Source organism: Clostridium sp. CM74B_53 (assembly GCF_036318045.1).
Classification (GTDB): Bacteria; Bacillota; Clostridia; order Lachnospirales; family Lachnospiraceae; genus Pilosibacter.
The window spans coordinates 14,586-27,947 of the sequence record NZ_JAWQDE010000017.1; the positions used below are offsets into that span (position 1 = coordinate 14,586).

The following is a 13,362-nucleotide window of genomic DNA, read 5'->3' on the forward strand; positions in this document are numbered from 1 at the left end:
GGCGCTTTCCCTGTCCGCGGATCGCAGGAGATGTTGCTTTTTATCATCATGCATAACGGTGGGACAACTGCCGGAACATACAGGCGGATAAGAGCTTTACCTGGAGGAGAATGAATGGAGCAGGAGATCATTTTAGAGGCCCGGAATATCACAAAAGTATACCCGGGCGGCGTTGTGGCAAACCATAATGTCAATCTGCAGATCAAAAAAGGTGAGATCCATGCGCTGGTCGGAGAGAACGGTGCAGGAAAGTCAACTTTGATGAAAATGCTGTTTGGTATGCTGGCACCGACGGAAGGCCAGATCTTTGTGGATGGAAAAGAAGTACACTTCTCTTCATCCAGCGATGCGATCGCGGCCGGACTCGGCATGGTACACCAGCACTTTATGCAGGTCCCGTCCATGACTGTGGCGGAGAACCTGATCCTCGGTGCAGAGCCGGGAACCGCACTGAAAGTAGACAGGAAAGAAGCAGTGCGGATCACGACAGAACTTTCCGACAAATACAATCTGAAGGTAGAGGCAAAAGAAAAGGTCGAAGACATTTCTCTTGCCATGCGCCAGAAACTTGAGATCTTAAAGGCACTCTACCGGGGCGCGCATATCCTGATCCTGGATGAGCCGACAGCCGTGCTGACACCGCAGGAAACAGAGGAACTGTTTGAACAGTTAAAACTTTTAAGAGAACATGGCCACACGATCATCTTCATCTCACACAAACTAAATGAAGTCAAGGCACTCTGCAACCGCATGACGATCCTCAGGGACGGAAAGACCATGGGAACGTATGAGATCTCAGATCTTGATGAGAGGGAGATCTCCCGCCTGATGGTCGGCCGTGATGTCAGCCTGGATATTGAAAAAGAGGAGATGGAGTTTGGAAAAACCGTCTTTTCAGTAAAAGATCTTGTCTATGTGGACCAGTTCGGAAAGACGAGACTGGATCATGTCTCGTTTTCCATCAAAGAGGGCCAGATCCTCGGAATTGCCGGTATTGATGGAAACGGACAGTCGGAGCTCGTTGAGGCGATCGTCGGAACCTTAAAGCAGCAGCAGGGAACGATCACGATGAATGGAAAGGATATTTCCAATGCTCCGGTACTCGCCCGTCAGGAAGCAGGAATCTCCCATGTCTCAGAAGACCGTATGAAATTCGGAACGGCTCCGAAACTTTCCCTGGAGGACAACACGATCTCAAAGGTTTACTATACGGATAAATTAAAAACACACGGACTTCTCGACAGCAAAAAAATCAGCGAGTTTACAAACAGGATCTTAAAGGAATTCCTCGTAAAATACGATAATTCCAAACAGTCCATCGCGGAACTTTCCGGTGGTAATGTCCAGAAGGTCGTTGTTGGCCGTGAGTTTGACTATGAACCGGATCTCCTGATCATGAACCAGCCGACGCGTGGAATCGATGTCGGTGCGATCGAGTTCATCCGGAAAAAGATCGTTGACATGAGAAGCAGAAAGAAAGCGATCCTGCTCGTCTCCGCGGATCTGAGCGAGATCCTTTCCCTGAGCGACACGATCCTCGTCATGCATGAAGGCCGGATCGTCGGACATATCGCGGATGTGAAGAAGACATCGGAGAACGAGCTTGGTCTTTACATGCTCGGTGTAAAAGAAGATTCCAAAGAGCAGATCGGAGGTGCCTGCTGTGAATAAGAAATTTACCATCGTAAGACTGCTCTGTGCATTCGGGATCGCCATTGCCCTGTCTGTGGCAGTCATCTTCGCAGTCAGTGAAGAACCGGTGACAGCGATCTACAACCTGTTTTTGGGACCGCTGCAGTCGAAACGTCACTTTTTTGAAGTATTTGCGAGCAGTGTGCCGCTGATCTTTACAGGACTTGCGCTGGGACTTGTCTTTAAGTCCGGAAACTTCTCGATGATCGCGGATGCATGTCTGTATACAGGCGCGGTCGTGACCGCGGCGCTTGCCATCAAAACATCTCTTCCGTTTGCAGTCCACCCGATCGTCATCATGATCGCGGCAGCGGCAGTCGGTGGAGTGATCGGCAGCATCCCGGCTCTTTTGAAAGTGTATTTCCACACAAATGAACTTGTAACTTCCCTGATGTTCAACTATGTATTCTTCTATCTCGGGATTTACAATGTGACAAAATTCCTGGCAGACCGCGAGGCGGGAACCTTTGCATCAAAGAAATATCAGGCGACGGCAGCACTCGGAAAGCTGATCCCGGGGACAAATTTCCATGTTGGATACCTGATCGCGATCGCGGCCGTGATCGCCTTATACATTCTTGTATACAAGACGAAATTCGGATATGAAGTGCGCATCTCCGGAAGCAATCCGGAATTCGCAAAATATTCCGGGATCAGGACAAGCCGTGTCATCATCATGACCCAGATCATTGCAGGTGCTGTTGCCGGTCTCGGCGGTGCCGTGGAGCAGATGGGAATGTACCAGCGTTTCAACTGGCAGGATTCCCCGTCCTACGCATGGGACGGTGTCATCATCGCGATCCTGTCCGGCAACAATCCGAAAATGGTCCCGTTTGCCGCGTTTTTCCTGGCATACATCCGTGTCGGTGCGGACCTCATGTCACGCCGCTCTGATGTACAGAATGAGCTCGTTTCGATCATCCAGGCCGTTCTGATCCTGTTTGTAACGGCAGAGCGGTTCATGGCGGGATGGAAACAGCGCGAAGAAGCGAAAAAAGCACTGAAAGGGGAGGCGTAACAGATGAATCTTTTACAGGAAATTTTAAAAACATTAAGTCTCCCGGAGTTCTACTTCGCGATGTTCCGAAGCGCGACGCCGGTGCTCTTAACAACACTTGGCGCGATGATCTCGTCCAGATCGGGGACAAGCAATATCGCACTGGAAGGAACGATGCTGATCTCCGCGTTTGTCGGCGTTGTCGTCAGCGCCTTTTCCCACAACGCATGGATCGGATTCCTGGGGGCGGTATTTGCAGGATTTGTTGTCAGCAACATTCTCGCCTACTTTATCCTGAAATTAAACTCCAATGCGGTCATTTCCGGTATCGCATTAAACACGTTTGCATCCGGGGGAACGATCTTCGTCCTCTACCTGATCACGGGGGAAAAAGGCGCATCCACATCCCTGGAATCTTTAAAACTTCCGAGTTTAACGATCCCGGTCGTAAAAGACATCCCGGTGATCGGTGCTGTCCTTTCCGGACATCATGTCCTGACATACACAGCACTTGTTTTAGTGGCAGTTGTATGGTATATGTTTAAGTACACGAGACTCGGTATGCATATCCGTGCGGTCGGGGAATCTCCGGATGCGGCGGAATCAGTCGGCATTCCGGTAAAGCGGATCAAATATATCGCACTCTGCCTGAGCGGGATCCTGACAGGTATGGCGGGCGCCTTCCTGTCCATGGGATATGTAGGACTTTTCTCATCCGGAATGACTGCCGGACGCGGTTATATCGCACTGGCGACGCAGGCGATCGCGGCGGGAAATGCAGTGATCGGAATGCTTGCATCCCTGCTGTTCGGATTCTGCCAGAGCCTTGCGAACTATCTGCAGAATTCTTCCATTCCGCTTCAGTTTATCCAGATGATGCCTTATCTCATCATCATCATTGCCTACACGATCTACTGCGCGATGGTAGAACATAACAAGAAAAAGAAACAGATGAAAGCTGCGGCTGGGAAGTGATCCCGGCCGGAGAGGAAACAGCTCCTGGGAACGGGAGCTGTTTTTAGAAGACAGAAAGGAGAATGAATCTATGGGTCATGTAACAGAACTTCACTTACATCTGGACGGCTCACTCCGCCCGGAGACAGTCTGGGAGCTTGCGAAAGAACAGGGGATCAGGCTTCCTGCGGAGAGCGCGGAAGAAGTAAAGTATAAAATGGAAGTGCCGGAAGACTGCAGGACACTGGAGGAATATCTGGAGCGCTTTGATCTTCCGCTTCTTGTCCTTCAGAGAGCAGACGCGATCGCGCGTGTGACTTATGAGCTTGTGGAAGATCTTGCAAAGGAAGGTGTGGATTATGCGGAGATCCGCTTTGCACCGCAGCTTTCCGTAAATGGCGGTCTGACGCAGGATGAAGTTGTCGAGGCAGCGATCCGCGGTGCGGAGCGCGGCATGAAGGCCTATCCGGAGATCCGTGTCGGACTGATCCTCTGCTGCATGCGCGGAGCAGACAATGAAGCGTTGAACATGCAGACGGTGGAGACAGCGAAAAAGTATCTTGGACCGGTCGTGTGCGCGGTTGACATTGCCGGCGCGGAAGGCCTGTTCCCGACGGAAAACTTTGCACCTGTCTTTGCGAAAGTCCGTGAATACGGAATCCCGATGACGATCCATGCAGGAGAGGCTGCCGGACCGGATAGCATGAAGACAGCGCTTTCCTTCGGGACAAAGCGCATCGGACATGGAGTTGCGGCGATCAATGATCCGGAACTGATCCGGAGACTGATCGACGAGAATGTGACACTTGAGGTATGTGTGACGAGCAATTACCACACAAAAGTTGTCCCGGCGATCGAGATGCATCCGATCCACAAGCTTCTCGATGAGGGAGTCCATGTGACAGTAAACTCTGATAACCGGACATGTTCCAGAACGACACTTCAGAAAGAGAAGGAAGTCTTAAAGGAACAGCTCGGATTCAGCGACGAGGAGATCGAAAAGATGCAGGAATATGCCTGGGAGGCAAGATTCCTGAAATAAAAGGAATAAGATACAGGAAAGCGACAGAATGAACGAAAAAACTCCGGGAATTCTGTCGCTTTTTCTGTACTAAAAAATATATATTCCATTAAGCGGAATGAAAATCGTCAAAAATATACAAAAATTGTCCCATGAAATTGTAGTGTATGCCAAAGATGGGAGGAAAAGTCACTTGACATTGCATTGAAGTGCGGAAAATGTTAAAATAGATAAAACTAATTTCAGTTTACGGAATACTATTCCACTACACGGAATAAACAAAACAAATGACGAGCGATGCTATACGGCAGCTGTTTGAACGCAGATAAGCATTCCCCCGCTTCAAGTGCGCGGAGCACTAAGCGGTGGGTGAGTGGGATGCTTATGTCAGTGGGAGTTGAAAGCTCCCACTGACAGATCGCGAAGCGACTGCGTTCATGAGCAAGTAGCGAAGCGGATTGCGAATGTCCGCTTTACTAGCTGCTGCTGCGACAACAAGTGGAGGCAATTATGCAGTTAGTTGATCGCGCACTGAGTGCGCTGGAGGTCCTGAGCCGGAACATGGATGGCTTGTCCGTTACGGAACTTGCAGAACAGCTGAATATCCCGGCAAGTTCTACCCATCGGATACTCACAAGTCTGAAAGGAAATCACCTTGTTGTTCAGGATGCACAGACAAAAAAATATCGTCTGGGATATAAAATCTGCGGTATTGCGGCAGGTGTTGTAAAGGGAAGTGCACTCACACAGACAGCACAGACATCGATGCAGAAACTTGCAGAAAAAATTGACAGGAATGTAGTCCTCTGTATCATGGAGCACGGCGTCGCCATGAACATTGCATGCAGTGAACGCGGCGATTCCAATATGTACATGATGAAGATCGGTCATGTGATCCCGTTTTATTCTACCTCTGCCGGCCGTGTGTTTATGGCGTATATGGACAGGAAACAGGCGCTTGAGATCCTGGAAAAAGAGACGAGAACAAAGACTACGCCGAATACAAAAACAGGGCTGCAGGAGTTAAATGCAGAGCTTGACCGCATCCGCGCCCAGGGATATTCCGTGATCGATGAAGAACTGCAGCTTGGTATCCAGGGCGTGGCGTGCCCGATCTTTGATATCAACGGGGAGCCGGCGGCAGCACTGGCATTTACTTCGCTGAAAGACGGAAATGAAGAAGAGATGCAGGAACAGATCCGCCTGTTAAAGGCATATGCGGAAGAAATTTCTGAGGCAATCCGGTAAAGAAAAAGGAGGAACGTTATGAGTGAGTACAGCGTAGAGTTAAAAGGCTTAAACAAGGTATACAGCAACCTCTTAAAAGAGGATACAGTAGCGTTGAAGGATATCAATCTTCAGATCCGGCCGGGTGAGTTTATCTCGATCATCGGTCCGTCCGGATGCGGAAAATCAACACTTTTACGGATCATCGGAAACCTCGACAAACCGACATCCGGCACGATCGAGTATCGTGACGGCGCAGACCAGCAGATGGGCTTTGTTTTCCAGGATTCTGTCCTGCTTCCGTGGAAGAATGTAAGACAGAATGCGGAATTTCCGCTTGTGATCCAGAAAAAACAGACGGAAGAGAATGAAAAAAAGCTCGATGAACTCTTAGAACTTGCAGGACTTTCCGAGTTCAAGACAGCGCTCCCGCGAGAACTTTCCGGTGGTATGAAACAGAGGGTTTCCATCGTCCGTGCGCTTTCCTACGATGCGCCGCTGCTCCTGATGGATGAGCCGTTCGGTGCGCTGGATGCCCTGACGCGGGACCATTTAAATGAGGAGCTGCTGAAGATCTGGCAGAAGACGAAAAAGACGGTCATCTTTGTCACACACAGCATTGAGGAAGCGACGTTCCTGTCAGACCGGGTGCTCGTCATGTCGGCGAGACCGGGACGCGTAAAGGAGATGGTCGAGATCGATCTGCCGCGCCCGAGGGGAGAAGCGATAAGAAATGATCCGAAATTTACAGAATACAATAAGTACCTGAGGGGGATCATCGGATGAAGAAAAATGGAAAACTTCAGGGTGTCTTAAGAACGATCGGGGAGTATGCACTTTCCGTCGGTGTCTTTATTGCGATCTGGTGGATCTACGTTGCAGTGAAACATGTACCGGCGTACATTCTGCCATCGCCGCCGAAAGTATGGAACAGTCTGGAAAAAATGTTTGTAAAGGGAACGGTTTATCCCCATCTCTGGACGACAACATATGAGGTCATTCTCGGGTTTGTGATCGGAGCGTTTCTCGGGATCGTACTTGGATATATATTTATCAAGGTCGATGCGTTGAAAACGATGCTGATGCCGTATCTGATCTTTCTGCAGACAGCGCCGAAGATCGCTCTTGTTCCGCTGTTCGTTATCTGGTTCGGGATCGGACTTGTATCAAAAGTTGTCCTGATCATTTCCATGGTACTGTTTCCGGTATTGTCAGGCATGATGCTGGGATTGGAATCGATCCCGCCGGATGTCAGAAACCTGATGAAGATCTTAAAGGCATCAAAATGGCAGATCTTTTCACAGGTTGAGATGCAGTATTCACTTCCGGCACTTTTTGCGAGCATGAAAGTGGGGATCGTCCAGGCAGTCATCGGAGCGATCGTTGCAGAATGGATGTCGGGAAAACAGGGCCTTGGCTACATTTTAACATATGCATCATCGACATATGACACACCGATGCTGCTCGCAGGCATCATCGTAACGATCATCCTGGGAATCGCGACATACCAGGTGATCAGCGTGCTGGAAGATAAATTCCTGTACTGGCATGAGTCAAAGAACTGATAAGGACTGCGCCTGTTCGGAAAAAGACAAAGGAAGAAAGTTTTTGGAGGAGATTTGTGTGAATTTTACATCGGCTTCATCACCGACGATGAATGGAAAAATGCCGCACATCCAGTGTACGGCAGATGATATTGGAGAGATCGTGCTGCTTCCGGGGGATCCGGCGCGCGTATCGATGTTTGAGGATCTGCTGGAAGATTACAGGATCGTCAGCAATTACCGGGAATACGTGGTTGGGACAGGATATTACAATGGCATTAAAATTACAGTGTGTTCCACAGGGATCGGCGCACCGTCAACAGAGATCGCTGTGATCCAGCTGATCGCGCTCGGAGCAAAAGCATTGATCCGGATCGGCGGAACAGGTGTCCTGAAGGAAGAGGTGCCGTGCGGCGCTATGGTATTAAACACAGGTGCTGTCCGGAGAGGCGGTTCATCGTGCTTTTACGCACCATCGGAATACCCGGCGCTGGCATCGTTCGAGGTCCTGGACTGTCTGAAACGTGCGTGTGAAGAGAGAGAACAGCCATATTCCATGGGAGTCTGCATGTCGGTCGGCTCTTTCTACCATGGTCAGGGACGTCAGATGCCGTTTGAAACGGGATATGATGAAAATGCGGTCCTGGAACAGTATAAAAAATGGAACATCCTGAACATGGAGATGGAAGCGGAGACGATCTTCACGCTGGCGTCATTGAACAATGTTTTCTCGGGAAGTATCTGCGCGGTACACTGCAACCGGATCACGGACCAGTGGCTGGTGGATTTTGAACCTGCGCAGAAGGAAATGTGCAGAACGGCACTGGCAGCAGGAGAAAAATTATATAAGGAATATCTTCACAGAAAATAGCGGAAAAAGATACTGCGGATAACGGATCTATGATAATGACCCGGCCGGAGACGGCAGGGAAAATTATAAATGCCGGGAATATCACCCGGCGGGAGCAAATGTATCATCCATTATGAAAAGGAGAAAGAGAGTACTATGAGAAAGAAAATTCTTGCAACCGTACTGACAGCAGCCATGGCAGTGTCCATGCTTGCAGGATGTAGCTCTGACAGCGCAAACAAAGCGAGTGAGGCAGCCGCAACAACAGCAGCAGAGACAACTGCTGCGGAAGAGAGCAAAGCAGACGAAACAACAGCAGCCGAGGCAAAGGATGCAGGAGACTTAAAGACTGTTTCCATCCAGATCGACGGTTCCGCTGTTCCGTATTACGCACCGTTATATCTTGCACAGGAAAACGGATACTTCGCAGAAGAAGGTCTGAATGTAGAGTTTTATTATGCAGCAGCTGCTGATATCGTAAAGAATGTCGCAGCAGGAAATGTTGAGTTCGGTTTCCCGAATGCAGATGCAGTTGTAGCTGCAAAAGCACAGGGAATCCCGGTAAAGGTTGTTCACACAACATACCAGGAAGGTCTTGGAGCGATCATTTTCGGAAGTGATTCCGGAATCAGCACACCGGCTGACTTAAAGGGCAAAAAAGTAGCGGTAACAAGCCTTGGAAGCGCAAACTATTTCCAGCTTCAGGCAGCTCTGGAGTCCGCAGGACTTACCATCGACGATGTTCAGGTTGAGATCGTTGGTACAGGTGCGATCCTGACAGCTCTCACTGAGGGTCAGGTCGATGCGATCGTATTCTCCAAACTCAGAACGATCGAGTTAAACAACTCCGGTTTCGCTGCAAGCGAGATCACATGTGACCAGTTCCTTCCGTCCTTCGGAAACGTATTAGTTGCAGGCGATGCACTTGTTGAGAAAGATCCGGAAACAGTTGATGGCTTCTGCCGCGCATTAAACAAAGCGATCGAATACATCATCGACGGCCATGTAGAAGAGGCAGTTGATATGTCCATCGAGAAATATGCACCGACATTCGCAGAAAAGAGAGATGTTGTTGTCCAGATCTTAAATGATGTATTCGTAAAGACATTATGGCAGAGCGACTACACAGCAGAGAACGGAATCGGCGCATCTGATCCGGAGAAGTGGCAGGCACTCATCAATAAATCCAAAGAGATCGGCAACATCGATGAGACCTTCGATGCAGCAGAGCTTCTTTATACACCGGCAAAATAAGAGAGAACAAAGATTTCCCAGCTCCGGGCTGGAAGAGTTATGAGGTGAGAGATGTTTTACAGAAAATACAGAAAAATCATTCTTCCGGCATTGTTTCTGCCGTTGTTTCTGATCGTGTGGGAACTGTATATCCGGCTCTTTCATGTACCGAATTATCTGCTTCCCGGCCCGGCAGAACTGGCAGATTCAATGGTAAAGCTGTTCGTCAGCGGTGATATCATGAAACATATCCGTGTCACGATGGAAGAGATCCTTATGGGAACCGTGATCGGTATTGTGATCGGACTGATCCTCGGGTATATTATGGCGAAGATCCGGTTTATTGAACGCCTGATCATGCCGTTTGTCATCATTATCCAGACAGCGCCGAAGATTTCCCTCGCACCGTTATTTATCCTGTGGATGGGACTCGGCATCGAATCAAAGGCAGCCCTTGTTATCCTGGTCGTATCATTCCCGATCATGATCAACGAGGTGTCCGCGATCCGTTCCATTGAAGATAATGTATACAATCTGATGAAGGTACTCAAAGCCAGCAAATGGCAGACATTCTGTAAGATCGAGGTTCCGTATTCCATCGAAATGATGCTGTCCGGTATCAAGCTTGCCCTGACACAGGCGATGACAGGTGCTGTTATCGGCGAGATGATCGGAGCCAAAGCGGGACTCGGATATCTGCTGACACTGGGAAGCGAGACATATGATATCAAGATGATCTTAAATGCAGTCATCCTCTTAAGCGTGATCGGTCTGGCGCTGTATCTGATCTCGGAATTTGTCGAGAAAAAGGCGCTTTACTGGAAAGTCATCGATAAGAGTGTGGTCGGTTAAAAATCAAAAGAAAAACAGGCAAGGTTCCCCTGCCTGCGGCGCATGATGCTGCAGCGGGGACCTTGTTTTTTCTTTAGCCGGCCATCATGTGGATGGGGAGAGATCGTTACTGCTCGCGTTATTCACCGGCTGCAGTCCGGAGTATTTTATGATGGTAAATCATATGGAATGATGATATACTTAACTTATATGCGGATCGCAGAATATCTGTAATTTTTCATGTCTGCAGGATACAATTCAGAACGGTCCATGCAAGAGTGCGATAGAAATGGAGAACGAATCTATGAAAAAAATGATTTCCTGGAACGTAAACGGCCTTCGTGCCTGCCTGGGAAAGGGATTTTTAGAATATTTAAAGGAGACGGACGCAGATATCTTCTGCATCCAGGAGAGCAAGCTGCAGGAAGGCCAGGTAGATCTGGAGCTTCCGGGATATCACCAGTACTGGAATTATGCGGAGAAAAAAGGATATTCCGGAACGGCGATGTTTACGAAGGAAGAGCCGGTCGCAGTGACTTACGGACTCGGGATCGAGGAACATGACCATGAAGGCCGCGTGATCACGGCAGAATTTCCGGAATATTACGTGATCACCTGCTACACGCCGAACTCCCAGGACGGGCTGAAACGTCTGGATTACCGGATGCAGTGGGAGGACGCGTTCCGGACGTACCTGAAAGAGCTGGAGAAAAAGAAGCCGGTGATCTTCTGCGGCGATCTCAATGTAGCCCACAACGAGATCGACCTGAAGAATCCGAAGACGAACCGGAAAAATGCGGGATTCTCCGATGAGGAACGCGCGAAATTCACGGAGCTCCTGGGCGCCGGATTTATCGATACTTTCCGGTATTTTTACCCGGATCAGGAAGGGATCTACTCCTGGTGGTCTTACCGGTTCTCGGCGAGAGCAAAGAACGCGGGATGGCGGATCGATTATTTCTGCGTTTCCGAGAGCTTAAAGGACAGGCTGGTGGGCGCAAAGATCCATGCGGAGATCATGGGAAGCGATCACTGTCCGGTGGAGCTGGATATCGACTGATAAATAGTGGAATGCTGAACGTCGGAAAATCAACGACGATAGATCGAAATAAAACAATGGCAGGTTGACATAACATGAACTTAGTAACGGCAGAACATCTGACGAAATCATATACAGAACGATTACTCTTTGACGATACCGATTTTTCCATCAACGAAGGCGATAAGATCGGTCTGATCGGGATCAACGGAACAGGAAAATCCACCTTATTAAAGATGGTGGCGGGACTTGAGGAGCCGGACTCCGGCCGGATCGTCCGGGGAAGAAATCTGGACATCCGCTATCTTCCGCAGAACCCGGCATTCCACCCGGGAGAGACGGTGTTAGAGAGTGTTTTAAGGGAAAATGAGGGACATGAGCACGTCTGGGACCTTGAGAGCCAGGCGAAATCCATGCTGAACCGCCTCGGGATCCCGGATTTTAACGAGAAAGTGGAACATTTGTCCGGCGGACAGAAGAAGCGCGCGGCATTGGCATCGGTGCTTTTATCGACAGCGGAGCTTCTGATCCTGGACGAGCCGACGAACCATCTTGACAGTGAGATGGCGGACTGGCTGGAAGATTATTTAAAGAAATTTAAGGGCGCGCTCCTGATGATCACCCATGACCGGTATTTTCTTGACAGCGTGACAAACCGGATCGTGGAGCTCGATAACGGAAAACTCTACAGCTATCAGGCAAACTATGAGGGATTCCTGGAACTGAAAGCGGAGCGCATGGACATGGAAAAGGCGTCCGAGCGCAAGCGCCAGTCGATCCTACGGACCGAGCTTGCCTGGATGCAGAGAGGTGCGAGAGCACGTTCCACAAAGCAGAAAGGCAGGATCCAGCGCTTCGAGGCACTGCGGGACAAAAAGGGACCGGTGGAGGACGGAAAAGTCGAGATGGAGTCGATCTCCAGCCGCCTTGGGAGGACAACGATCGAGATCACGGATCTCTGTAAATCATACGGGGACAAGGTCCTGATCAAAGATTACACTTACTTTTTCTTAAAAGATGACCGGATCGGTTATATCGGACCGAACGGAAGTGGAAAATCGACGCTGATGAAGATGATCGCGGGTTGGGTAAAACCGGATTCCGGTACGATCGAGATCGGGCAGACCGTAAAACTCGGCTATTTCTCCCAGGAAAACGAGGACATGGACACGAGTCTCAAGGTCATCGACTATATCAAGAATGTCGCAGAGTATGTAAAGACGAAGGACGGCAGCATCAGCGCATCCCAGATGCTGGAACGGTTCCTGTTCCCGCCGTCTGTCCAGTACACGGTGATCGAAAAACTGTCCGGCGGCGAGAGAAGACGTCTGTATCTCTTAAAGATCCTGATGAGTGCACCGAATGTCCTGATCCTGGACGAGCCGACGAATGACCTTGATATCCGCACTCTGATGATCTTAGAGGATTATCTTGACAGCTTCCAGGGAATCGTGATCACGGTTTCCCATGACCGGTATTTCCTGGACCGCGTGGTCGGAAGGATTTTTGCGTTTGAAGGAGACGGAAAACTCCAGCAGTACGAAGGCGGATTCACGGATTATCAGGCAGCGAAGGCGGAGCGGGAGGCGAAGCTTGCGGAGAGCGCGGCGGAGAATCCGGCATCTGCGAAGAAGTCTGCGGATAAGGGGAACGGGACAGCCGCAGAGGGCGATCCGGAAGGAAATGCGCCGCGGACAAACGTGAAACCGAGGGAAAAGAAGCTGAAATTCAGCTACAAAGAGCAGCGGGAGTGGGATACGATCGAGGACGATATCGCGAAGCTGGAAGAGGCGGTTGAGAACCTGGAAAAGGAGATCGAGGCGTCCGCAACGAACTTTACGAAGCTCAATGAGCTGATGAAGGAAAAGGAAGAGAAGGAAGCTGCGCTCGAGGAGAAGATGGACCGCTGGGTATATCTGAACGACCTGGCAGAGCAGATCGAGGCGCAGAAGAATAAATAATACTCATGTCGGG

The 13,362-nt window shown here is 49.8% G+C and carries 12 protein-coding genes; all 12 read left to right on the forward strand.

Annotated elements, in window-relative coordinates:
• The first annotated feature begins 114 nt into the window (after positions 1-114).
• Complete coding sequence (locus V2546_RS12840; protein ID WP_118298393.1) at positions 115-1,671, forward strand: ABC transporter ATP-binding protein; 1,557 nt, start codon at positions 115-117, stop codon at positions 1,669-1,671.
• Complete coding sequence (locus V2546_RS12845) at positions 1,664-2,710, forward strand: ABC transporter permease (RefSeq protein ID WP_118321424.1); 1,047 nt, start codon at positions 1,664-1,666, stop codon at positions 2,708-2,710. Before V2546_RS12840 ends, V2546_RS12845 begins: the two co-directional genes overlap by 8 nt.
• Positions 2,711-2,713: 3 nt before the next feature.
• Positions 2,714-3,664 (forward strand): ABC transporter permease, encoded by a 951-nt coding sequence (locus tag V2546_RS12850; RefSeq protein ID WP_329752545.1) that lies wholly within the window; start codon positions 2,714-2,716, stop codon positions 3,662-3,664.
• A 70-nt stretch (positions 3,665-3,734) separates the two neighbouring features.
• Entirely contained in the window at positions 3,735-4,685 is a 951-nt protein-coding gene (gene add / locus V2546_RS12855; RefSeq protein ID WP_329752546.1) for an adenosine deaminase, read from the forward strand.
• Between the two features lie 489 nt (positions 4,686-5,174).
• Positions 5,175-5,912, forward strand: coding sequence for an IclR family transcriptional regulator (locus V2546_RS12860; protein ID WP_329752547.1), 738 nt, complete (start codon positions 5,175-5,177; stop codon positions 5,910-5,912).
• Between the two features lie 18 nt (positions 5,913-5,930).
• Complete coding sequence (locus V2546_RS12865) at positions 5,931-6,677, forward strand: ABC transporter ATP-binding protein (RefSeq protein ID WP_329752548.1); 747 nt, start codon at positions 5,931-5,933, stop codon at positions 6,675-6,677.
• Positions 6,674-7,456, forward strand: coding sequence for an ABC transporter permease (locus V2546_RS12870; RefSeq protein ID WP_118298387.1), 783 nt, complete (start codon positions 6,674-6,676; stop codon positions 7,454-7,456). Before V2546_RS12865 ends, V2546_RS12870 begins: the two co-directional genes overlap by 4 nt.
• A 58-nt stretch (positions 7,457-7,514) precedes the next feature.
• On the forward strand, positions 7,515-8,306 hold the full coding sequence (locus V2546_RS12875; RefSeq protein ID WP_243016026.1) for a nucleoside phosphorylase: 792 nt from the start codon (positions 7,515-7,517) through the stop codon (positions 8,304-8,306).
• A 135-nt stretch (positions 8,307-8,441) separates the two neighbouring features.
• Positions 8,442-9,539 carry an ABC transporter substrate-binding protein gene (locus tag V2546_RS12880; protein ID WP_142412058.1) on the forward strand — a complete coding sequence of 366 codons (1,098 nt, stop codon included), beginning with the start codon at positions 8,442-8,444 and terminating at the stop codon, positions 9,537-9,539.
• Between the two features lie 51 nt (positions 9,540-9,590).
• A complete protein-coding gene (locus V2546_RS12885) occupies positions 9,591-10,370 on the forward strand; it encodes an ABC transporter permease (protein WP_118298385.1) in 780 nt (259 codons plus the stop codon).
• Positions 10,371-10,653: 283 nt separating this feature from the next.
• Positions 10,654-11,409, forward strand: coding sequence for an exodeoxyribonuclease III (locus V2546_RS12890; protein ID WP_329752549.1), 756 nt, complete (start codon positions 10,654-10,656; stop codon positions 11,407-11,409).
• 74 nt (positions 11,410-11,483) lie between these two features.
• Complete coding sequence (locus tag V2546_RS12895) at positions 11,484-13,349, forward strand: ABC-F family ATP-binding cassette domain-containing protein (RefSeq protein WP_329752550.1); 1,866 nt, start codon at positions 11,484-11,486, stop codon at positions 13,347-13,349.
• Positions 13,350-13,362 lie beyond the last annotated feature (13 nt).

Bases quoted from the DNA above. Each gene is read 5' to 3' on its own strand.
- V2546_RS12840 (WP_118298393.1), top strand. From the start codon at position 115: ATGGAGCAGGAGATCATTTTAGAGGCCCGGAATATCACAAAAGTATAC.
- V2546_RS12870 (WP_118298387.1), top strand. From the start codon at position 6,674: ATGAAGAAAAATGGAAAACTTCAGGGTGTCTTAAGAACGATCGGGGAG.
- add (WP_329752546.1), top strand. From the start codon at position 3,735: ATGGGTCATGTAACAGAACTTCACTTACATCTGGACGGCTCACTCCGC.
- V2546_RS12865 (WP_329752548.1), top strand. From the start codon at position 5,931: ATGAGTGAGTACAGCGTAGAGTTAAAAGGCTTAAACAAGGTATACAGC.
- V2546_RS12860 (WP_329752547.1), top strand. From the start codon at position 5,175: ATGCAGTTAGTTGATCGCGCACTGAGTGCGCTGGAGGTCCTGAGCCGG.
- V2546_RS12890 (WP_329752549.1), top strand. From the start codon at position 10,654: ATGAAAAAAATGATTTCCTGGAACGTAAACGGCCTTCGTGCCTGCCTG.
- V2546_RS12850 (WP_329752545.1), top strand. From the start codon at position 2,714: ATGAATCTTTTACAGGAAATTTTAAAAACATTAAGTCTCCCGGAGTTC.
- V2546_RS12885 (WP_118298385.1), top strand. From the start codon at position 9,591: ATGTTTTACAGAAAATACAGAAAAATCATTCTTCCGGCATTGTTTCTG.
- V2546_RS12880 (WP_142412058.1), top strand. From the start codon at position 8,442: ATGAGAAAGAAAATTCTTGCAACCGTACTGACAGCAGCCATGGCAGTG.
- V2546_RS12895 (WP_329752550.1), top strand. From the start codon at position 11,484: ATGAACTTAGTAACGGCAGAACATCTGACGAAATCATATACAGAACGA.